Source organism: Saccharopolyspora sp. NPDC002376 (genome assembly GCF_053593195.1).
The window spans coordinates 123,416-138,229 of sequence record NZ_JBSFBZ010000010.1; the positions used below are offsets into that span (position 1 = coordinate 123,416).

The 14,814-nt window shown below is 69.9% G+C and carries 14 protein-coding genes; 5 read left to right on the forward strand and 9 right to left on the reverse strand.

Annotated features, from left to right (window positions below; genetic code table 11):
- Positions 1–3: 3 nt before the first annotated feature.
- Together ACWCO2_RS10250 and ACWCO2_RS10255 are read left to right on the forward strand one after the other, a co-directional pair.
- Positions 4–666, forward strand: a complete 663-nt coding sequence (locus ACWCO2_RS10250) for a TetR/AcrR family transcriptional regulator (RefSeq protein WP_450127403.1) — start codon at positions 4–6, stop codon at positions 664–666.
- 214 nt (positions 667–880) lie between these two features.
- Positions 881–3,187 carry a penicillin acylase family protein gene (locus ACWCO2_RS10255; protein WP_450127404.1) on the forward strand — a complete coding sequence of 769 codons (2,307 nt, stop codon included), beginning with the start codon at positions 881–883 and terminating at the stop codon, positions 3,185–3,187.
- Positions 3,188–3,271: 84 nt separating this feature from the next.
- Here the strand turns inward: ACWCO2_RS10255 and mce are convergent, their stop codons facing one another.
- Complete coding sequence (mce, locus tag ACWCO2_RS10260; protein WP_450127405.1) at positions 3,272–3,718, reverse strand: methylmalonyl-CoA epimerase; 447 nt, start codon at positions 3,716–3,718, stop codon at positions 3,272–3,274.
- A gap of 130 nt (positions 3,719–3,848) precedes the next feature.
- Between mce and ACWCO2_RS10265 the strand changes: the two genes are divergently transcribed.
- The 3 genes from ACWCO2_RS10265 to ACWCO2_RS10275 all read left to right on the forward strand — a co-directional run bounded on the left by ACWCO2_RS10265 (position 3,849) and on the right by ACWCO2_RS10275 (position 7,423).
- On the forward strand, positions 3,849–4,853 hold the full coding sequence (locus ACWCO2_RS10265) for a hypothetical protein (RefSeq protein ID WP_450127406.1): 1,005 nt from the start codon (positions 3,849–3,851) through the stop codon (positions 4,851–4,853).
- A 313-nt stretch (positions 4,854–5,166) separates the two neighbouring features.
- A complete protein-coding gene (locus tag ACWCO2_RS10270) occupies positions 5,167–6,354 on the forward strand; it encodes an acetyl-CoA C-acetyltransferase (RefSeq protein WP_450127407.1) in 1,188 nt (395 codons plus the stop codon).
- A gap of 307 nt (positions 6,355–6,661) precedes the next feature.
- Positions 6,662–7,423: a hypothetical protein gene (locus ACWCO2_RS10275; protein WP_450127408.1), complete on the forward strand. Its 762-nt coding sequence runs from the start codon at positions 6,662–6,664 to the stop codon at positions 7,421–7,423.
- Here the strand turns inward: ACWCO2_RS10275 and ACWCO2_RS10280 are convergent, their stop codons facing one another.
- From ACWCO2_RS10280 to ACWCO2_RS10315, 8 genes are all read right to left on the reverse strand, one after another.
- Complete coding sequence (locus tag ACWCO2_RS10280; RefSeq protein WP_450127409.1) at positions 7,424–8,743, reverse strand: DNA polymerase IV; 1,320 nt, start codon at positions 8,741–8,743, stop codon at positions 7,424–7,426.
- A gap of 43 nt (positions 8,744–8,786) precedes the next feature.
- Positions 8,787–9,206 carry a TipAS antibiotic-recognition domain-containing protein gene (locus ACWCO2_RS10285; RefSeq protein ID WP_450127410.1) on the reverse strand — a complete coding sequence of 140 codons (420 nt, stop codon included), beginning with the start codon at positions 9,204–9,206 and terminating at the stop codon, positions 8,787–8,789.
- Positions 9,207–9,378: 172 nt separating this feature from the next.
- Positions 9,379–9,576 (reverse strand): hypothetical protein, encoded by a 198-nt coding sequence (locus ACWCO2_RS10290; protein ID WP_450127411.1) that lies wholly within the window; start codon positions 9,574–9,576, stop codon positions 9,379–9,381.
- Positions 9,577–9,641: 65 nt separating this feature from the next.
- On the reverse strand, positions 9,642–10,619 hold the full coding sequence (locus ACWCO2_RS10295) for an ABC transporter substrate-binding protein (protein ID WP_450127412.1): 978 nt from the start codon (positions 10,617–10,619) through the stop codon (positions 9,642–9,644).
- 271 nt (positions 10,620–10,890) lie between these two features.
- Positions 10,891–11,940, reverse strand: coding sequence for an ABC transporter permease (locus tag ACWCO2_RS10300; protein WP_450127413.1), 1,050 nt, complete (start codon positions 11,938–11,940; stop codon positions 10,891–10,893).
- Entirely contained in the window at positions 11,940–12,704 is a 765-nt protein-coding gene (locus tag ACWCO2_RS10305; RefSeq protein ID WP_450127414.1) for an ATP-binding cassette domain-containing protein, read from the reverse strand. The genes ACWCO2_RS10300 and ACWCO2_RS10305 overlap by 1 nt, the downstream gene beginning before the upstream one ends.
- Positions 12,701–13,744, reverse strand: a complete 1,044-nt coding sequence (locus tag ACWCO2_RS10310) for a class I mannose-6-phosphate isomerase (RefSeq protein WP_450127415.1) — start codon at positions 13,742–13,744, stop codon at positions 12,701–12,703. Before ACWCO2_RS10310 ends, ACWCO2_RS10305 begins: the two co-directional genes overlap by 4 nt.
- Positions 13,741–14,715, reverse strand: coding sequence for a LacI family DNA-binding transcriptional regulator (locus tag ACWCO2_RS10315; protein WP_450127433.1), 975 nt, complete (start codon positions 14,713–14,715; stop codon positions 13,741–13,743). Before ACWCO2_RS10315 ends, ACWCO2_RS10310 begins: the two co-directional genes overlap by 4 nt.
- Between the last annotated feature and the right edge of the window lie 99 nt (positions 14,716–14,814).

Here is a 14,814-nt window from a genome sequence, read left to right on the forward strand (position 1 = left end):
TCGATGGCGCAGGCGCCGGGCGGTCGCTCACCCGGGTCCACTTCGGACTCCGGGCGGTCGGGGGACGGCGTTCGACCGGGAGATGGCGGCTCATCCGCGCGGGAGCGGATCCTCGAGTCGGCTGGTGAGCTGTTCGCGGAGCATGGTTTCGAGGCCACACCGACCTCGCGGATCGCCGAGCGCGCCGAGGTGCCCAAGGGGCTCATCCACTACTACTTCCGCCGCAAGCAGGACCTGCTGACCGCGCTGGTCGACCAGCTGCCCGACGATCCGGTGGTCTCGGACCGGGTCGCGGTGCGCGGTGATGTCGCGGGCAGCCTGCGTCGGCTGGTGCGCGAGCTGGACGCCCGGTTGGAGGCGTCGCCGCTGCTCAGCCACCTGCTGTGGCGGGAGGCTGACACGCACGTCGCGGTCCGGGAGGCGTTGCAGCAGCGGTTCCGGCACGTCGTGGAGCAGATCCGCGGGGTGATCGAGCTGGCGCTGCCGCCGGGTCCGGCGAGCTGCGACATCGACACCGCCGCGCTGCTGCTGGCGCGGGTGGTCAACCACCGGCACTCGGTGGCCCGGCACGGCGCGCACGACGACGAGCTGGACCGCGAGATCGGGTTCATCGCCCGGGCCTTGGAGCTCGGTGTCGGCAAGCCTCGCAAGGTCAAGCCCGCCTGAACCGGTGTCGGATCCCATTGCGCGAGAACTCAGCCCGAATCGTCCTGAGCAACACACATCTGAAACCTCTTCGGCCTTGTGAAAGACGGTCGCTCGCACAAAGATCTCCTGCATCGGGTCGGTGCGGGAGGTCGTTGTGGGCATTGGTCGGTTGCGGTTCTCCCGAAGACAAGGGCTGGTGGCCACAGGGGTCGGGATCGCGGGGGTCGGTGTGATGACGGGTGCCACGGCGGATGCGGCGCAGAACCACGTGGAATACCCGGTGCGGGGATTGCGGGCGCCGGTGGAGGTGATCGAGGACCGCTACGGCGTCCCGCACATCTACGCTCGCGACGAGGACGACCTCTTCTTCGCGCAGGGCTTCAACGCCGCCCGCGAGCGGTTGTTCCAGATCGACCTGTGGCGGCGGCGCGGACTCGGCAGGCTCGCCGAGGTGCTCGGCCCCGCCTACGTGCAGCAGGACCGCGCGACCAGGTTGTTCCTGTACCGGGGCGACATGGACGCGGAGTGGGCGCGCTACTCGCCGGACGCGCAGCACATCGCGACCCGGTTCACCGACGGGATCAACGCCTACGTCGACTGGCTCGACGCCAACCCCGAGCACCTGCCGCCCGAGTTCGGCAAGCTCGGCTACGGCCCGGCGCGCTGGGATCCGGCGGACGTGGTGCGCATCCGCAGCCACGGCCTGACCCGCAACCTGACCAGCGAGGTCGAGCGGGTCAAGGTGACCTGCGCCGCCGGGCTGGACGCCGACCTGATCAGGCAGGGCCTGCAACCGGACCACCGGGTGGAGGTGCCCGACGGCTTCGACCCGTGCGCGGTGCCCGACGACGTGCTCGAGGTCTTCGACCTGGCCACCCGGGGCGTGGAGTTCTCCGCGGGGTGGGTCCGCAAGTCGGCCCGCGACGCGGCCGCCGAGGGCAGCAACAACTGGGTGATCAGCGGTGAGCGCACCGCCACCGGACGCCCGATCCTGGCCAACGATCCGCACCGCTCCTACTCGGCGCCGTCGCTGCGCTACCTGGCGCACCTGTCCGCGCCCGGGCTGGACGTGATCGGTGCGGGGGAGCCGGCGCTGCCGGGGATCTCCATCGGGCACAACGGAACCGTCGCCTTCGGCCTGACGATCTTCCCGGTGGACCAGGAGGACCTGTACGTCTACCAGCTGGATCCGGCCGATCACCGCCGCTACCGGTACCGGGACGGCTGGGAGTCGATGACGGTGCTCAACGAGCAGGTCGAGGTGCGCGGCGGTGCGGCGCAGACCGTCGAGCTGGTCTTCACCCGGCACGGCCCGGTGATCTACGTCGACGAGAAGCGCAACCTCGCTTATGCGGTGGGCACCGCGTGGCTGTCGCCCGGGATGTCGCCGTACTTCGGCAGCATCGCCTACATGCGGGCCCGCGACTTCGACGAGTTCACCCGGGCCATGCGCAACTGGGGTGCGCCGACGGAGAACCAGGTCTACGCCGACGTGGACGGCAACATCGGTTGGGTGCCAGGCGGTTTGGCGCCCAAACGCGTCGGTTTCGACGGCCTGCTGCCGGTGCCCGGTGACGGCCGTTTCGAGTGGAACGGCTTCTACTCGGGTGACGACCTGCCGCGTCGGCTCAACCCGGCGGCCGGGTTCATCGCCACCGCCAACCAGTTCAACCTGCCGCCGGAACATCAGGGGCTGGGGCTCGGTTACGAGTGGACCAACCCGTTCCGGCACCAGCGGATCACCGAAATGCTGTCCCAGCAGAGCAAGCACACCATCGCCGATTCGCAGGCGCTGCAGAACGACCAGTTGTCCATCCCGGCTCGCCGGTTGCTCGCGCTGCTGTCCGATTTGGACAGCGGTGAGTCCACCTTGCGTCGAGCGCTGCGACTGCTGCGGCGCTGGGATGCGGTGGAATCGGCTGATTCGGGTGCGGCGGCGCTGTTCGAGGTGTGGTTGTCCAAGCACCTCGGGCCGGGTTTCGTCGAGGCCGCGGCGCCGAAGGCGGCCAAGATCATCGACGCCCCAGACACCCTGGTGCTGCTCGGCGAGCTGGAGAAACCGGGCCGGTGGTTGCCGAACGCGGCGGCCCGCGACCGCCTGCTGCTGGACACGCTGCGCTCGGCCTACGCGGAGGTGCGCGAGCTGTTGGGGAGGGCCGAGCCGATGTGGGAGTGGGGGAATCTGCAGCACAGCTACTTCCAGCACCCGGCGTCGGCGGCGTTCTGCGAGGGCGAGCGGTCCCGCTTCGACGTCGGCCCGCTGCCGCGCGGCGGGTCACCGGACACGGTCAACCAGTCCGCCTACCGGTTCAGCGATTTCCGGCAGACCGCCGGCCCGTCGTTCCGGATGGTCCTGGACGTGGGCGACTGGGACTCGTCGGTCGCGGTGAACACCCCGGGCCAGTCCGGCAACCCTGACGACCCGCACTACCGCGACCTCGCCGAATCGTGGCAGACCGGGGAGTACTTCCCCCTCGCCTACAGCCGCGCCGCGGTGGAACGCATCGCCGAGCGCCGGATGCTGCTGCTGCCCGCCTGAGCACTCGTGAGTGGCGATGGTCGTGAGAACCACCATCGCCACTCACGAGTCTCACGCCCAGCTGGGCTGATCAGCGCGCTCCCCTCAGTGGACTTCGGCGGGCTCCACGAGCTCGACGAGGACGCCCCCGGCGTCCTTGGGGTGCACGAAGTTGATCCGGCTGTTCGCGGTGCCGCGGCGCGGTTCCTCGTAGAGCAGGCGCAGGCCCTTGGCGCGCAGCGCGGACATCGCGGCCTCCACATCGGTCACCCGGAACGCGAGCTGCTGCAGGCCGGGGCCGCTGCGGTCCAGGAACTTCGCGATCGCCGAGTCCTCGCGCAGCGGTGCGAGCAGTTGCAGCTGCGTCGCGCCCGTCGTGTCGCCGGGGGCGCGCAGCATCGCTTCGTGCACGCCCTGCTCCTCGTTGACCTCGGAGTGGGTGACTTCCAGGCCGAAGGTGTCCCGGTGGAAGGCGACCGCCGCATCCAGGTCCGCTACCGCGATGCCCACGTGGTCGACCGCGGTGACCAGGCCGTTTAGTTCCGTTCGCATGCCCGCAGCCTAACCGCGCCCTGATCGCGGGAAAAGCGTGGAAATCACAAGATCGAATTGCCCCGATGGGCGGAGTCGGGTGACCTTGCTCCGCACGAACATGTGGCTGATTCACGCGGGAGGGGCACAGATGGCGAACGGGCAACGTGGACCGGGCCGCAGGAGCGCAGTGCTGCTGGCGTCGATCGGACTGGTGCTGGGACTAGGCGTGCCGGCCCTGGCCGCCGGTGGTGACGGGGTGCCAAGCGGCGGTGGCGGCGAGAACCGGTGGGCCGACGACCTGCTCCGCGAACGGGCGTGGGTCAAGGCCGGGCCGCTGCGGTTCGGCGCCGAACCCTACGACGCGGTGCACTCGGCCGCCGGTGACGCGGCGGGCAAGGCCGACTGCGGCATCGGCGCCGCGGACGCCACCAACCTCGTGCTGTCCACGACCTGGCCGGAGGTCTCCGGCTCCGGGGATTCGCCGTCGCCGATGGCGATGTCCCGCTACGACGACCAAACCGCCCTGGCCGACCCGGAACAGCGCGCTGCGGGACTGTTCTTCAATCCCGGCGTCGGCATCTGGCAGCTCGACTCCGCTGGTCTCGGCGCGGGCGAAACCGCTGCGACCGCCATCGATTCCGTCAGCGCCGCGGGGAAGGTCGCGCCGTACATGGTCGGCAAGTACTGCAGCGCGATCAGCGGCGGCGCCACCGCGGCTCAAGCCCGCGCCACCGCGTGGAAGGCCTGGCACGCCTGCGACCAGGGCGCTTGCGAGCAGATCTACGAGCGGCTGAAGTCCGACGGCGTCACCAGGGACGCCACCGTCACCCGATACGGCGGAGCCGAGAAGCGCAGCTGCACCTTCGAAGGCACCAAGTACGACTGTCTGTACGTCGACCCGAGCGCCGCCCAGGGCGAGGACGCCTGGACCGCACCGGACTTCGGCCCCGCGCCGGTCCCGGACCCGTTCTACGTCTTCACCTACACCAAGTCCGGCAAGGACTACGAGGTCCGCTACTGGCTCAAGGACGACTCCGGCGCGAAGACCGACGTCTCGGCCTCCCGCGAACTCGGCGTCAACGCCCGCACCAAGCTCACCTGGGCGGCCGAACCCGGGCTCTGCGACACCACCACCGGCGCCGGAAACTGCTAATCCGCTTCTTTGAAGCGGCGTAGCTGCTTAGCCCACCTACGCAGCTTGCACCGCTGCGGGTTCTCAGGCGTCGTCTGGCGAGGACAGCCCGTTTCGTCGTGTATTGGCATACATGAGAACGGGCTCCCGGAGTCCAGGCGGCGCCTGAGGTTCCGCCACTTGCACCGCCAAGCAAAATGAGTTCGTCAGACGTTCTCTATGGCGGTCGTCACAGGCGGCACCCGGTGTCATCGCAGGTATGGTCCCGGTGGTGCCGACCGGGCCATGATGGCGGTGCGGCGCGACGAAGCGTGGCGAAGACCGGGAGGTAGTCGTGGGCAGTTCGGTGATCGTGGCGGGTGCGCGGACCCCGATGGGGCGGCTTCTCGGGTCGCTCAAGGATTTCTCCGGTGCTCAGCTCGGCGGGTTCGCGATCAAGGCCGCGCTGGAGCGCGCCGGCGTCCAGCCCGACCAGGTCGAGTACACGATCATGGGCCAGGTGCTGACCGCCGGCGCCGGGCAGATCCCCGCGCGGCAGGCCGCGGTCGCTGCCGGGATCCCGATGGACGTGCCCGCGCTGACCATCAACAAGGTGTGCCTGTCCGGGCTGGACGCGGTCGCGCTGGCCGACCAGCTCATCCGCGCCGGTGAGTTCGACGTCGTGGTGGCCGGTGGTCAGGAGTCGATGACCCAGTCCCCACACCTGCTCACCGGGTCGCGCGAGGGCTTCAAGTACGGCGACGTGCAGATGCTCGACCACATGGCCCACGACGGCCTGTTCTGCGCGTTCGACCAGGTCGCGATGGGTGTTTCCACCGAGAAGCACAACACCCGCCACGGCGTGACCCGCGAGGACCAGGACGCGTTCTCCGCCCGCTCGCACCAGCTCGCCGCTGCGGCCGCCGAGAAGGGGATCTTCGCCGAGGAGATCGTCCCGGTGGAGGTGCCGCGCCGGAAGGGCGACCCGGTGGTCGTCGACGTCGACGAGGGCGTCCGCCCCGGAACCACGGCCGAGTCCCTGGCCAAGCTGCGCCCGGCGTTCGCCTCCGACGGCACCATCACCGCAGGCTCCGCCTCGCAGATCTCCGACGGTGCGGCGGCCGTCGTGGTGATGAGCAAGGCCAAGGCCGAGGAACTGGGCCTGGAGTGGATCGCCGAGATCGGCGCGCACGGTGTCGTCGCCGGTCCGGACGCCAGCCTGCACGAGCAGCCGTCCAACGCGATCAAGGCCGCCTGCGCCAAGGACGGCATCGACGCGACCGACCTCGACCTGGTGGAGATCAACGAGGCGTTCGCCGCCGTGGGCCTGGTGTCCACGCGTGCGCTGGGCATCGACGAGGACAAGGTCAACGTCAACGGCGGTGCGATCGCGCTCGGCCACCCGATCGGCATGTCCGGTGCGCGGCTCGCGCTGCACCTGGCGCTGGAGCTCAAGCGTCGCGGCGGCGGAGTCGGTGCGGCCGCGCTCTGCGGCGGTGGCGGCCAGGGCGACGCGCTGATCATCCGCGTTCCCAGCGCCTGACCCTGAAAGCCTGTTTTCAGGCTCGTTTTGCGTGGCGGTGCGGGTGGCGGAACCTCAGACGCCGCCTGGCTGCGGGATCCCGTTCTTATGTATGTCCAAATACACGGTGAACGGGCTGTCCTCGCCAGGCGACGTCTGAGAACCCGCGGCGGTGCAAGTTGCGGGGGTGGGCTAAGCGGCTGCGCCGCTTGAAAGACAAAAGATCAAAGAGCGAGATCGGCCACCGACCCTGAGATCCCCCGGGGCCGACCCTGAAATCGGACGGCTTCCAAGATCGGCTTCGTCGGCCATGGCTACTCTGGACAGCATGAAGTGGCTGCCAGGTGGATGGGAACGCGCTGACCGGGGCAACGACCAGGAGCAGCAGACGATGCACGCTCGCCCGCTCGGCGAGCGTGGCACCGCCCGCTACACCTCGGAGCGCGACGTGATGCAGGGGCCGGCGACGCGGGTGCAGCCCGGCGGCGGGCACCGGGCCGTCGTCCTCAGCGCCGACGCGCGCGACGTCGATGTCAGCGCCAGCAGCTTCAAGGCACTGGCCATCGGGGGTGGACTCAGCGGTCTGTGCATGGTGCTGGTCGCGGCGACGCTGGCCAGCAAGGGCAGCACCGTCGGCCTGTGGGTCTGGCAGCTGGTGTTCGGCGTGATCTTCCTGTGGTTCATCTCCGCGTCCCGCGGCATGTTCAACGGCCGCGGGTTCCTGATCGACCGCAGCGGTTTCTACGCGCGCACCTCCGGTGAGGTCGTCGGCGTGGCGTGGGACGAGATCAAGGCCATCGGCGTCGGCACGCTGCCGTGGATCCAGAACCGCCGCCCGATCGCCCCCGAGCGCCGCCGGGCGCTGGAGTTCTACCCGGCCGACCCCGGTTTCCCCGCGCGGCACCCGGAGCTGGAGCGCTGGCGGATCACCGAACCCGCGTCGGTGCCCGGCATGCCCGGCGAGCGCTACCGGTTCCACCTGCCGCCGTTCAGCCGCCTGCCGAAGGCGCTGGAAGGAGCGGTGCAGGACGTCGCCCCGCAGAAGTGGATCGGCCACTACCGCCGCGAGCAGCCGAAGCCGCAATACTGATCACCAGCCGAGGCTGTCCAGCGGATCCGCCGCGCTCAGCTGCGGGTCGTCGATGGCGAAGGTGCGGGCCACCCCGCGCCCGGTGGCGGCGGTCTCGAACCGCACCGTGACCCGGCCGTGCCCGGCACCCTGCACCCAGCCGTGCCCGTGCTCGGCGTGCACCAGGTCGTCGCCGGCCCGCCACTGCCGGACCTCCGGTTCCGGGGTGGGGCGGACGACCGGTTGCGGTGTCGGTTCGGCAGGTCCGGGCTGGTCAGCGGGGTTGTCGAAGAGCGGCTCCTGCTCGGAGGTCGCCAGTCCGGAGTAGGACACCCCGACCAGTCGCACCGGCGTCCCGGGCGGGATCGCGATCGGCAGCAGTCGTCGTGCGGCGGCGGAGAGCGCGCCGAAATCGCTGGTCGCCGAGGTGAAGGTCTCGGCCCGGTTGATCGTGGTGAAGTCGGAGTCGCGCACCTTGATCGTCACCGTGCGCGCCGCCCGCCCCGAAGACACCAGCCGGCGGTGCGCCGACTCGGCGACCCCGAGCACCTCCGAGAGCAGCTCGGCCCGATCGGTGATGTCGACGTCGAACGTGGTCTCCGCGCTGACCTGCTTGGCCTCGGCCCGCTCGGCCACCGGACGCTCGTCGATGCCGTGCGCGAGCCGGTGCAGCTCGGTGCCGTGCGCCTGCCCGAGCAGCGAGACCGCGTCGTTGAGGTGCAGATCGGCCAGCTCGCCGATGGTGTGCACGCCGATGCGGTGCAGCTTGGACTCGGTCACCGGCCCGATGCCCCACATCTTGCGCACCGGCAACGCCGACAGCAGCTCCAACTGCTCCTCTGTGGGCACCACCAGCATCCCGTCCGGTTTGGCCAGGTCAGAGCCGATCTTGGCGAGCTGCTTGCCCGGCCCGGCGCCGATCGAAGCGGTCACCCCGACCTCGCGCTGCACCCGCGCGCGCAGCTGGGTGGCGAAGTGCTCGACGCGTTCGGTCGGCGCATCGGCCAGCTCGGTGGGTTCGAGGAACGCCTCGTCCACCGACACTTGCTCGACGACGTCGGAGACCTCCCGCACGATGCCCAGCACCCGCTTGCTCACCGCTTGGTAGACCTGGAACCGCGGCGGCAGCACCACGGCAACGGGGCAGCGGCGGCGCGCTTCGGCCATCGGCATCGCCGAGCGAGCGCCGTACTCGCGCGCCTCGTAGCTGGCCCCGGCCACGGTGCCGCGCGGGCCGGCCCCGCCGACCAGCACCGGACGGCCCTTCACGGTGGGGCGGGTCAGCTGCTCCACGGATGCAAAGAACGCATCCATGTCCATGTGCAGCACCCACCTCCGCATGGTGACCATTCAACGGGATCGCCCTGACAGCCACAGATCGCGGTCAGCGCAGGTTGGCCCAGGCGTAGGTGATCATCGCCTCGCGCAGGTACGCCGCCATCCCATTGGGCTTGCGGCGCTCGATGCGGCGGCGGAACTTCGGCTGGTTCACGTACATCTCCGCCAGCCGCAGGTAGGAGGCCCGGTCCGGGGTCCAGAAGTTGCGGATCCACCGGTGGTGCTCGCCTACGACCTGCTGGGTGCGGGGATCGTTGCTGGGGACACCGGTGGCGAACAGCTCGGCGATGCTGGAGCTGATCCGGTTCCAGTCCTGGCCGATCCGGTGCGCGATGGCCTGCCGCTGCTCGGGGGAGATTGGCCCCTCGATGCCCGCGGGCTTCATGTTCCCGATCAGCGCGGTTCCGTCCTCGACGGCCTCGGCCTGCTCGAGATCGGCGTTCCCAAACACGTTGTTCGGCTGCACGGCGTCCCTTCCTCCAAATCCCCGCGTGGGTACGGCGCACTCCGGTAGAGCACAGACAGTGATCACCGCTGCACGATTTCGCTCACGATGTTCATCTGCCCGTGGGACATTAACGGAGCCTTTCGGGCACCGTGCGTGATTGGGGAGAACCGCTACCAGCCTGTGACGCCGATCAGCTCGGCTGGTCGGAGTCCTCGTGCTCGTTGGGGGCGGGGTGCTCGTCGGGGGCGGGCTGCGCGGGCGGCGCGAGGAACACCACACCCCGTTCGAGGTCCAGCGGACCGCCGGGGTCGTGCCCCTTCGAAATGCCGGTTTCGTCACCCTCGTGCTTCAACTTGCGCCCGGGAAGAAATTCGCCGTAGGAGGCCATACCCCCACGGTAGCCGCGACCCACCAGCCCCGGCCTGCGAGTTCGGGGCTGGTGGGTCGAGCGGATCAGCAGTGCGACTTGTAGAAGTGCTGCGCCTGCTGGTCCATGTTGTCGCGGGTGATGGCGATCATCTCGGTCTTGGTCTCGCGCTCGACCTGCTCGCCCTTGATCGCCGCGATCGCTCGCTTGACGCCCTCCTGGCCGATCTTGGCCGGGTCCTGGGCGATGAGCGCCTGGACGCGGCCGTTGTGCAGGTCGTCGACCTGCTTGGGGCTGGCGTCGAAGCCGACCAGCTGGACCTGGCCGGACTTTCCCGCGTTGGACAGCGCGGTCGCCGCCCCTTCACCGGTGTTGAGGTTGGTGCCGAACACGCCCACCAGGTCCGGGTTCGCGGCCAGCGTCGAGGAGACGATCTGGGCCGCGGTCGCCGGTTCGTTCTCGGTGTACTGGGTCGGCAGCAGCTTCAGGTTCGGGTGCTTGGCGATCTCCTCCTCGAAGCCCTTGGCGCGCTCGTCGGTGGTGGAGGTGCCGGCCTTGGTGTTCAGCGCCAGCACCGAACCGGGCTTGTCGCCGACTAGCTGGGCCAGGGTCTGCGCGGCGAGCTGGCCGCCCGCGTAGTTGTCGGAGGACAGCGAGGTGACCGCGATGGAGCGGTCGTCGAGCGCGGTGTCGACCTCGACGACCTGGATGCCGTTGCTCTTGGCCTGCTGCAGCGGCGCGGCCAGCGCCTTGTCGTCGGTCGGGGCGATGATCACCGCACCGGGCTTGCTGCTGACGATGCCGCCCAGGATCTGCGACTGCTCGGCCTGCTCGAACTTCTCCGGGGCCTGCGTGTTGAGCTGGTAGCCCTCCGCAGCGGCCTCCTGCTGGGCCGCGCACTCGATGGAGACGTAGAACGGTTCGCCGCGCATACCGGTGATCAGCGCGAGGTCCTTGTTGTTCGGGTCGGTCTGGCCGCCGCCGGTGTCACCGATCTGGCCGGACCCGCAGCCCGCCAGCAGCAGCGCCGCACCCACCGCGAGCACCGTCTTGCACGTTCTCATCCGAAATCACCCTCCACACGCCGTTGTGCCGGTTTGGTCGGAAGAACTTCTCAGTGACTGTCTTTGATCCAGGTCTTTGTCTTTGATGCGCCGCCAGGCGCATAGCCCACCCTCGCAACTGGCACCGCCGCGGGTTCTCAGCGTTCGCCTGGCGAGGACGGCCAAGCCGCCGTGTATTGGCATACATAAGGGTTGGCACCCGCAGTCCAGGCGGGCGCTGAGGTTCCGCTACCCGCACCGCTATTCAAAATGAGTTCGTCAGACAGTTTTCTCAGCGGTTGTTGCGCGCCCGCCGTCGGCGCTGGTCCAGCCACACCGCGACGACCAGCACCGCGCCCACCGCGATGGGCTGCCAGAACGGCCGCACGCCCGCCATCACGAACCCGGCGTCGAGCACCGCCGGGATGAACACGCCGATGACGCTGCCCAGCACCGTGCCGATGCCGCCGAACAGGCTGGTGCCGCCCAGCACGACCGCCGCGATCGCGTTGAGGTTGTCGTTGCTGTGGCCGCTGATCGTGGTGGTGCCGAAGTAGGCCAGCGACATGAACCCGGCCAGCCCGGCCAGCACCCCGGTGAGGGTGTAGACGGCGATGAGGTGCCGGGTGACCTTGATGCCGCTGCGGCGGGCGGCTTCGGCGTTCGAGCCGATCGCGTAGGTGTAGCGGCCGAAGGTCGTGGTGTGCAGCAGCCAGATCGCCAGCAGCGTGACCGCCGCGGCCAGGATCACCAGGTTCGGCACGATCCCGAGCGACGTCCCGGTGCCGAGCGTGTGGCGCAGCGCGCTGGGCACGGTGCGCACGTCGACACCGTTGGTGAGCAGCTGCGCGGCACCGAGTGCCGCGCCGAACGAGCCCAGCGTGACGATCAGCGCGGGCACGCGGGCCACCGCCACCAGCACGCCGTTGAGCACGCCCCACAGCGCGCCGCCGATCAGCGCCACGATCAGGCCGACGGCGATCACACCCCAGCTCGCGTTGGTGGCGTCACCGCCGCTGAGCGCCTCCATGGTCATCGCCGAGACGACGCCGGAGAACACCAGCACCGAGCCGACCGACAGGTCGATGCCGGAGGTGATGATCACGAACGTCATGCCGACCGCGAGCATCAGCAGCGGCGCCGCCTGCACCAGCAGGTTCTGCGCGTTGAACAGGGTGGGGAACGCGTCCGGCCGCAGCGCGCTGAACAGCACGCACAGCGCGAGCAGCACCAGACCGGTCCACAGCGTGTTGGAGGAGGCCAGCTTTGCGCCGAGGCTCTTGTTCTGCGGTGCGATGCCGCCGTCCACTTCGGACTTCTGGGTTTTCTGCTGGGTGGCCATCAGCTCGCGTCCTCCTGCGACAGCGCGCCGGTCATCGCACCGACGAGGTCCTCCAAGGTCGCTTCGGCGGCGTTGAACCGCGCGACCCGGCTGCCGAGTCGCAGCACCTCGACCCGGTCCGCCACCGACAGCACTTCCGGCATGTTGTGGCTGATCAGCACCACTGCGATGCCGGTGTCGCGGACCCGGCGGATCACCTCCAGCACGCGCTCGCGCTGCACGACGCCCAACGCGGCGGTCGGCTCGTCCATGAACACCAGCTTGTCCGCCCACGCCACCGACCGGGCCACCGCGACGCTCTGCCGCTGACCGCCGGACAGCGACCCGATCGGCACGCTCAGGTCCGGCAGCGACACCCCGAACTTGGCGAACTGCTCGGCGGCCTGCGCCCGCATCCCCGACTTGTCCAGCATCCCGAGCTTGCCGAGCAGTCCCGGCCGCCGGAGTTCCCGCCCCAGGAACAGGTTCGCCGCCGGATCCAGGTCCGGGGCGACCGCGAGGTCCTGGTAGGCGGTCTCGATGCCGTGCGCGCGGGCGGTGGTGGGGGAGTCCAGCACCACCGGTTCACCCGCGACCCGGATCTGCCCGGAATCCGGTTGCTCCACCCCGGAAAGGCATTTGACCAGTGTGGACTTGCCGGCCCCGTTGTCGCCGATGAGCGCGACGACTTCGCCGGGGTGGACGGTGAACGACGCGCCGCGCAGCGCTTCCACGCCGCCGTAGCGCTTGACCAGGTCGCGGGCTTCCATCAGTGGTTCGGTCATATCCGGCTCCCTGCGGACGGTGGACGGCAGTGCACCGCGGTGAGATCGCCTTCGAGTTGCGCGGCCCCGGCCGCGTGCGGGACCACCACGGTGGTGCCGCGCCGCAGCTCGAGGTCGCTTCCGTCGTCGGAGCGAAGCTTCCCGCTGCCGTCCAACACGATCAGCACCCCGAAGGAGGGTTCAATGTCGATCGAGCCGTGCAAGCGATCAGCGCGGAAGAACGGCTCGGCGTCCTCTGCCAGCAGCCCGACCCGTGCCGCGTCCTGGTCCGCGGTGCGCTTGATCAGCGAGGTCAGCACGGCGTCGTCGAAACCGCTGCGGTTGAGGGTCTGCAGCGCGGTCTGCTGATCCATGCCGAGGAACGCGCTCTCGGCGTCGGACAGGAAGCCCTGCCACTCCAATGTGACGGAGAAGTCCGTCGGCTGCTGCAGCTCGACGATGAACACGCCCTCACCGATCGCGTGCGGGGTGCCGGCGGGCACGTGCACGGTGTCGCCGGGGCGCACCGGGATCTCGTTCAGCGACCCCAGCAGCGCCGAGGAGTCCTGAGCGCTCACCCAGCGCTCGACCACCTCGGGCGCGACGTCGTCCCGGAAACCCAGGTACACCACGGGATTCGGGCCGCTGGTGCCGACCACGATCCACGCCTCGGTCTTGCCGAACCGCGAACCCAGGTGCTGTTGGGCGAACCGGTCCGACGGGTGGCAGTGCACCGGCAGCCGCTGCCCGGCGTCGAGCAGCTTGACCAGCAGCGCCGTGCTGTCGCCGAACTCGGCCACGTGCTCGGCGCCCAGCCACTGCTCGGGCGCTTCGCGCACCGCGTCGCGCAGCCAACGCCCGTCGGGCAGCCGCGACAGCCCCGACTCGGGCTGGCCGAACCGCGTCGTGGTGGACCCGATCCAGTCCTCCGGGCCGAACGTGCGATCGTCACCGCCGCCGCGCAGCGCCGCGATGGACGTGCCGCCGCGGTAGAACTGCTGCGGTTGGTTGGCGGGCAGGACGATCGCCTGCGCCGACTGTTCATCGTGGACAGAACTCAACGTGCAACCTCTCCAGAGCCTCGGGCCAACAGCCGAGTGGGGACGACGATGCGGCGTGGTGCGGTGCGGTCGCCGTCGAGCCGCGAGAGCAGCAGCTCGGCGGCCGACCGGCCCAACGCCGTCGTTTCGTGGGTGACGACCGTGATCGGCGGATCTAGCAGATCGGCCAGCTCGAAGTCGTCGAAACCCACCAGAGCCGGGCGATCAGCTCGCCCGGCCAAGGCGCGCAGGGCTTGGATGGTGATCCGGTTGTTGCCGGTCACCAGCGCGGTCGCGCGCCGCAGGGTGGTGCTCAACGCCTCGGCCACCGACTCGTCGGTGTGCGGGCCCATCAGCACCAGGTCGGATTCGAACGGCACACCGGCCCGCGCACAGCCCTCGCGGAAACCGCGCAGCCGCTCGGCGGCGGTGTGGATCTCGGGGGCATCGCCCAGGAACGCGATCTGCCGGTGCCCGTGCTCGGCGAGGTGCTGCGCGGCGAGCGCGGTGCCGCCGGAGTTGTCGATGAGCACGGCGTCGGCGTCGAGGTTGCCGGGCGGGCGGTCCACGAACACCACCGGCGTGCCCGCGTTGATCTCGTGCGCGATGTAGCCGTGCTGGTGACCGGCGGGGACGACGATCAGCCCGTCGACGCGGCGGGCGCAGAACTCCAGCACCAGCTCTCGCTCCCGCGCCGGGTCCTCGTCGGACGAACCGGTGAGCACCTGCTTGCCGCGGGTCCGGGCGACTTCCTCCACCGCGCGGGTCAGCACCGAGTAGAAGGGGTTGGCGAGGTCCTCCAGAACCAGGCCCAGCGTGCCGGTCCCGGTGCCGCGCCGGAGGTTGCGGGCGCTGAGGTTGCGCCGGAACCCCAGCTGGTCGATCGCGGACAGCACGCGTTCCGCCGTGGCCGGGGTGACGCCGCTCTCGGCGTTGACGACCCGCGACACGGTTTTGATGCTCACGCCAGCTAGCCGCGCCACGTCGCTCATGGTGGCGCGCCGGACGTTCCCGGAATCAGACAACGTTGTCATGGCGAGCGGCATTGCACCCCGCCGCGCCGACCGCTGTCAATCCCGCCGCACGCCAAT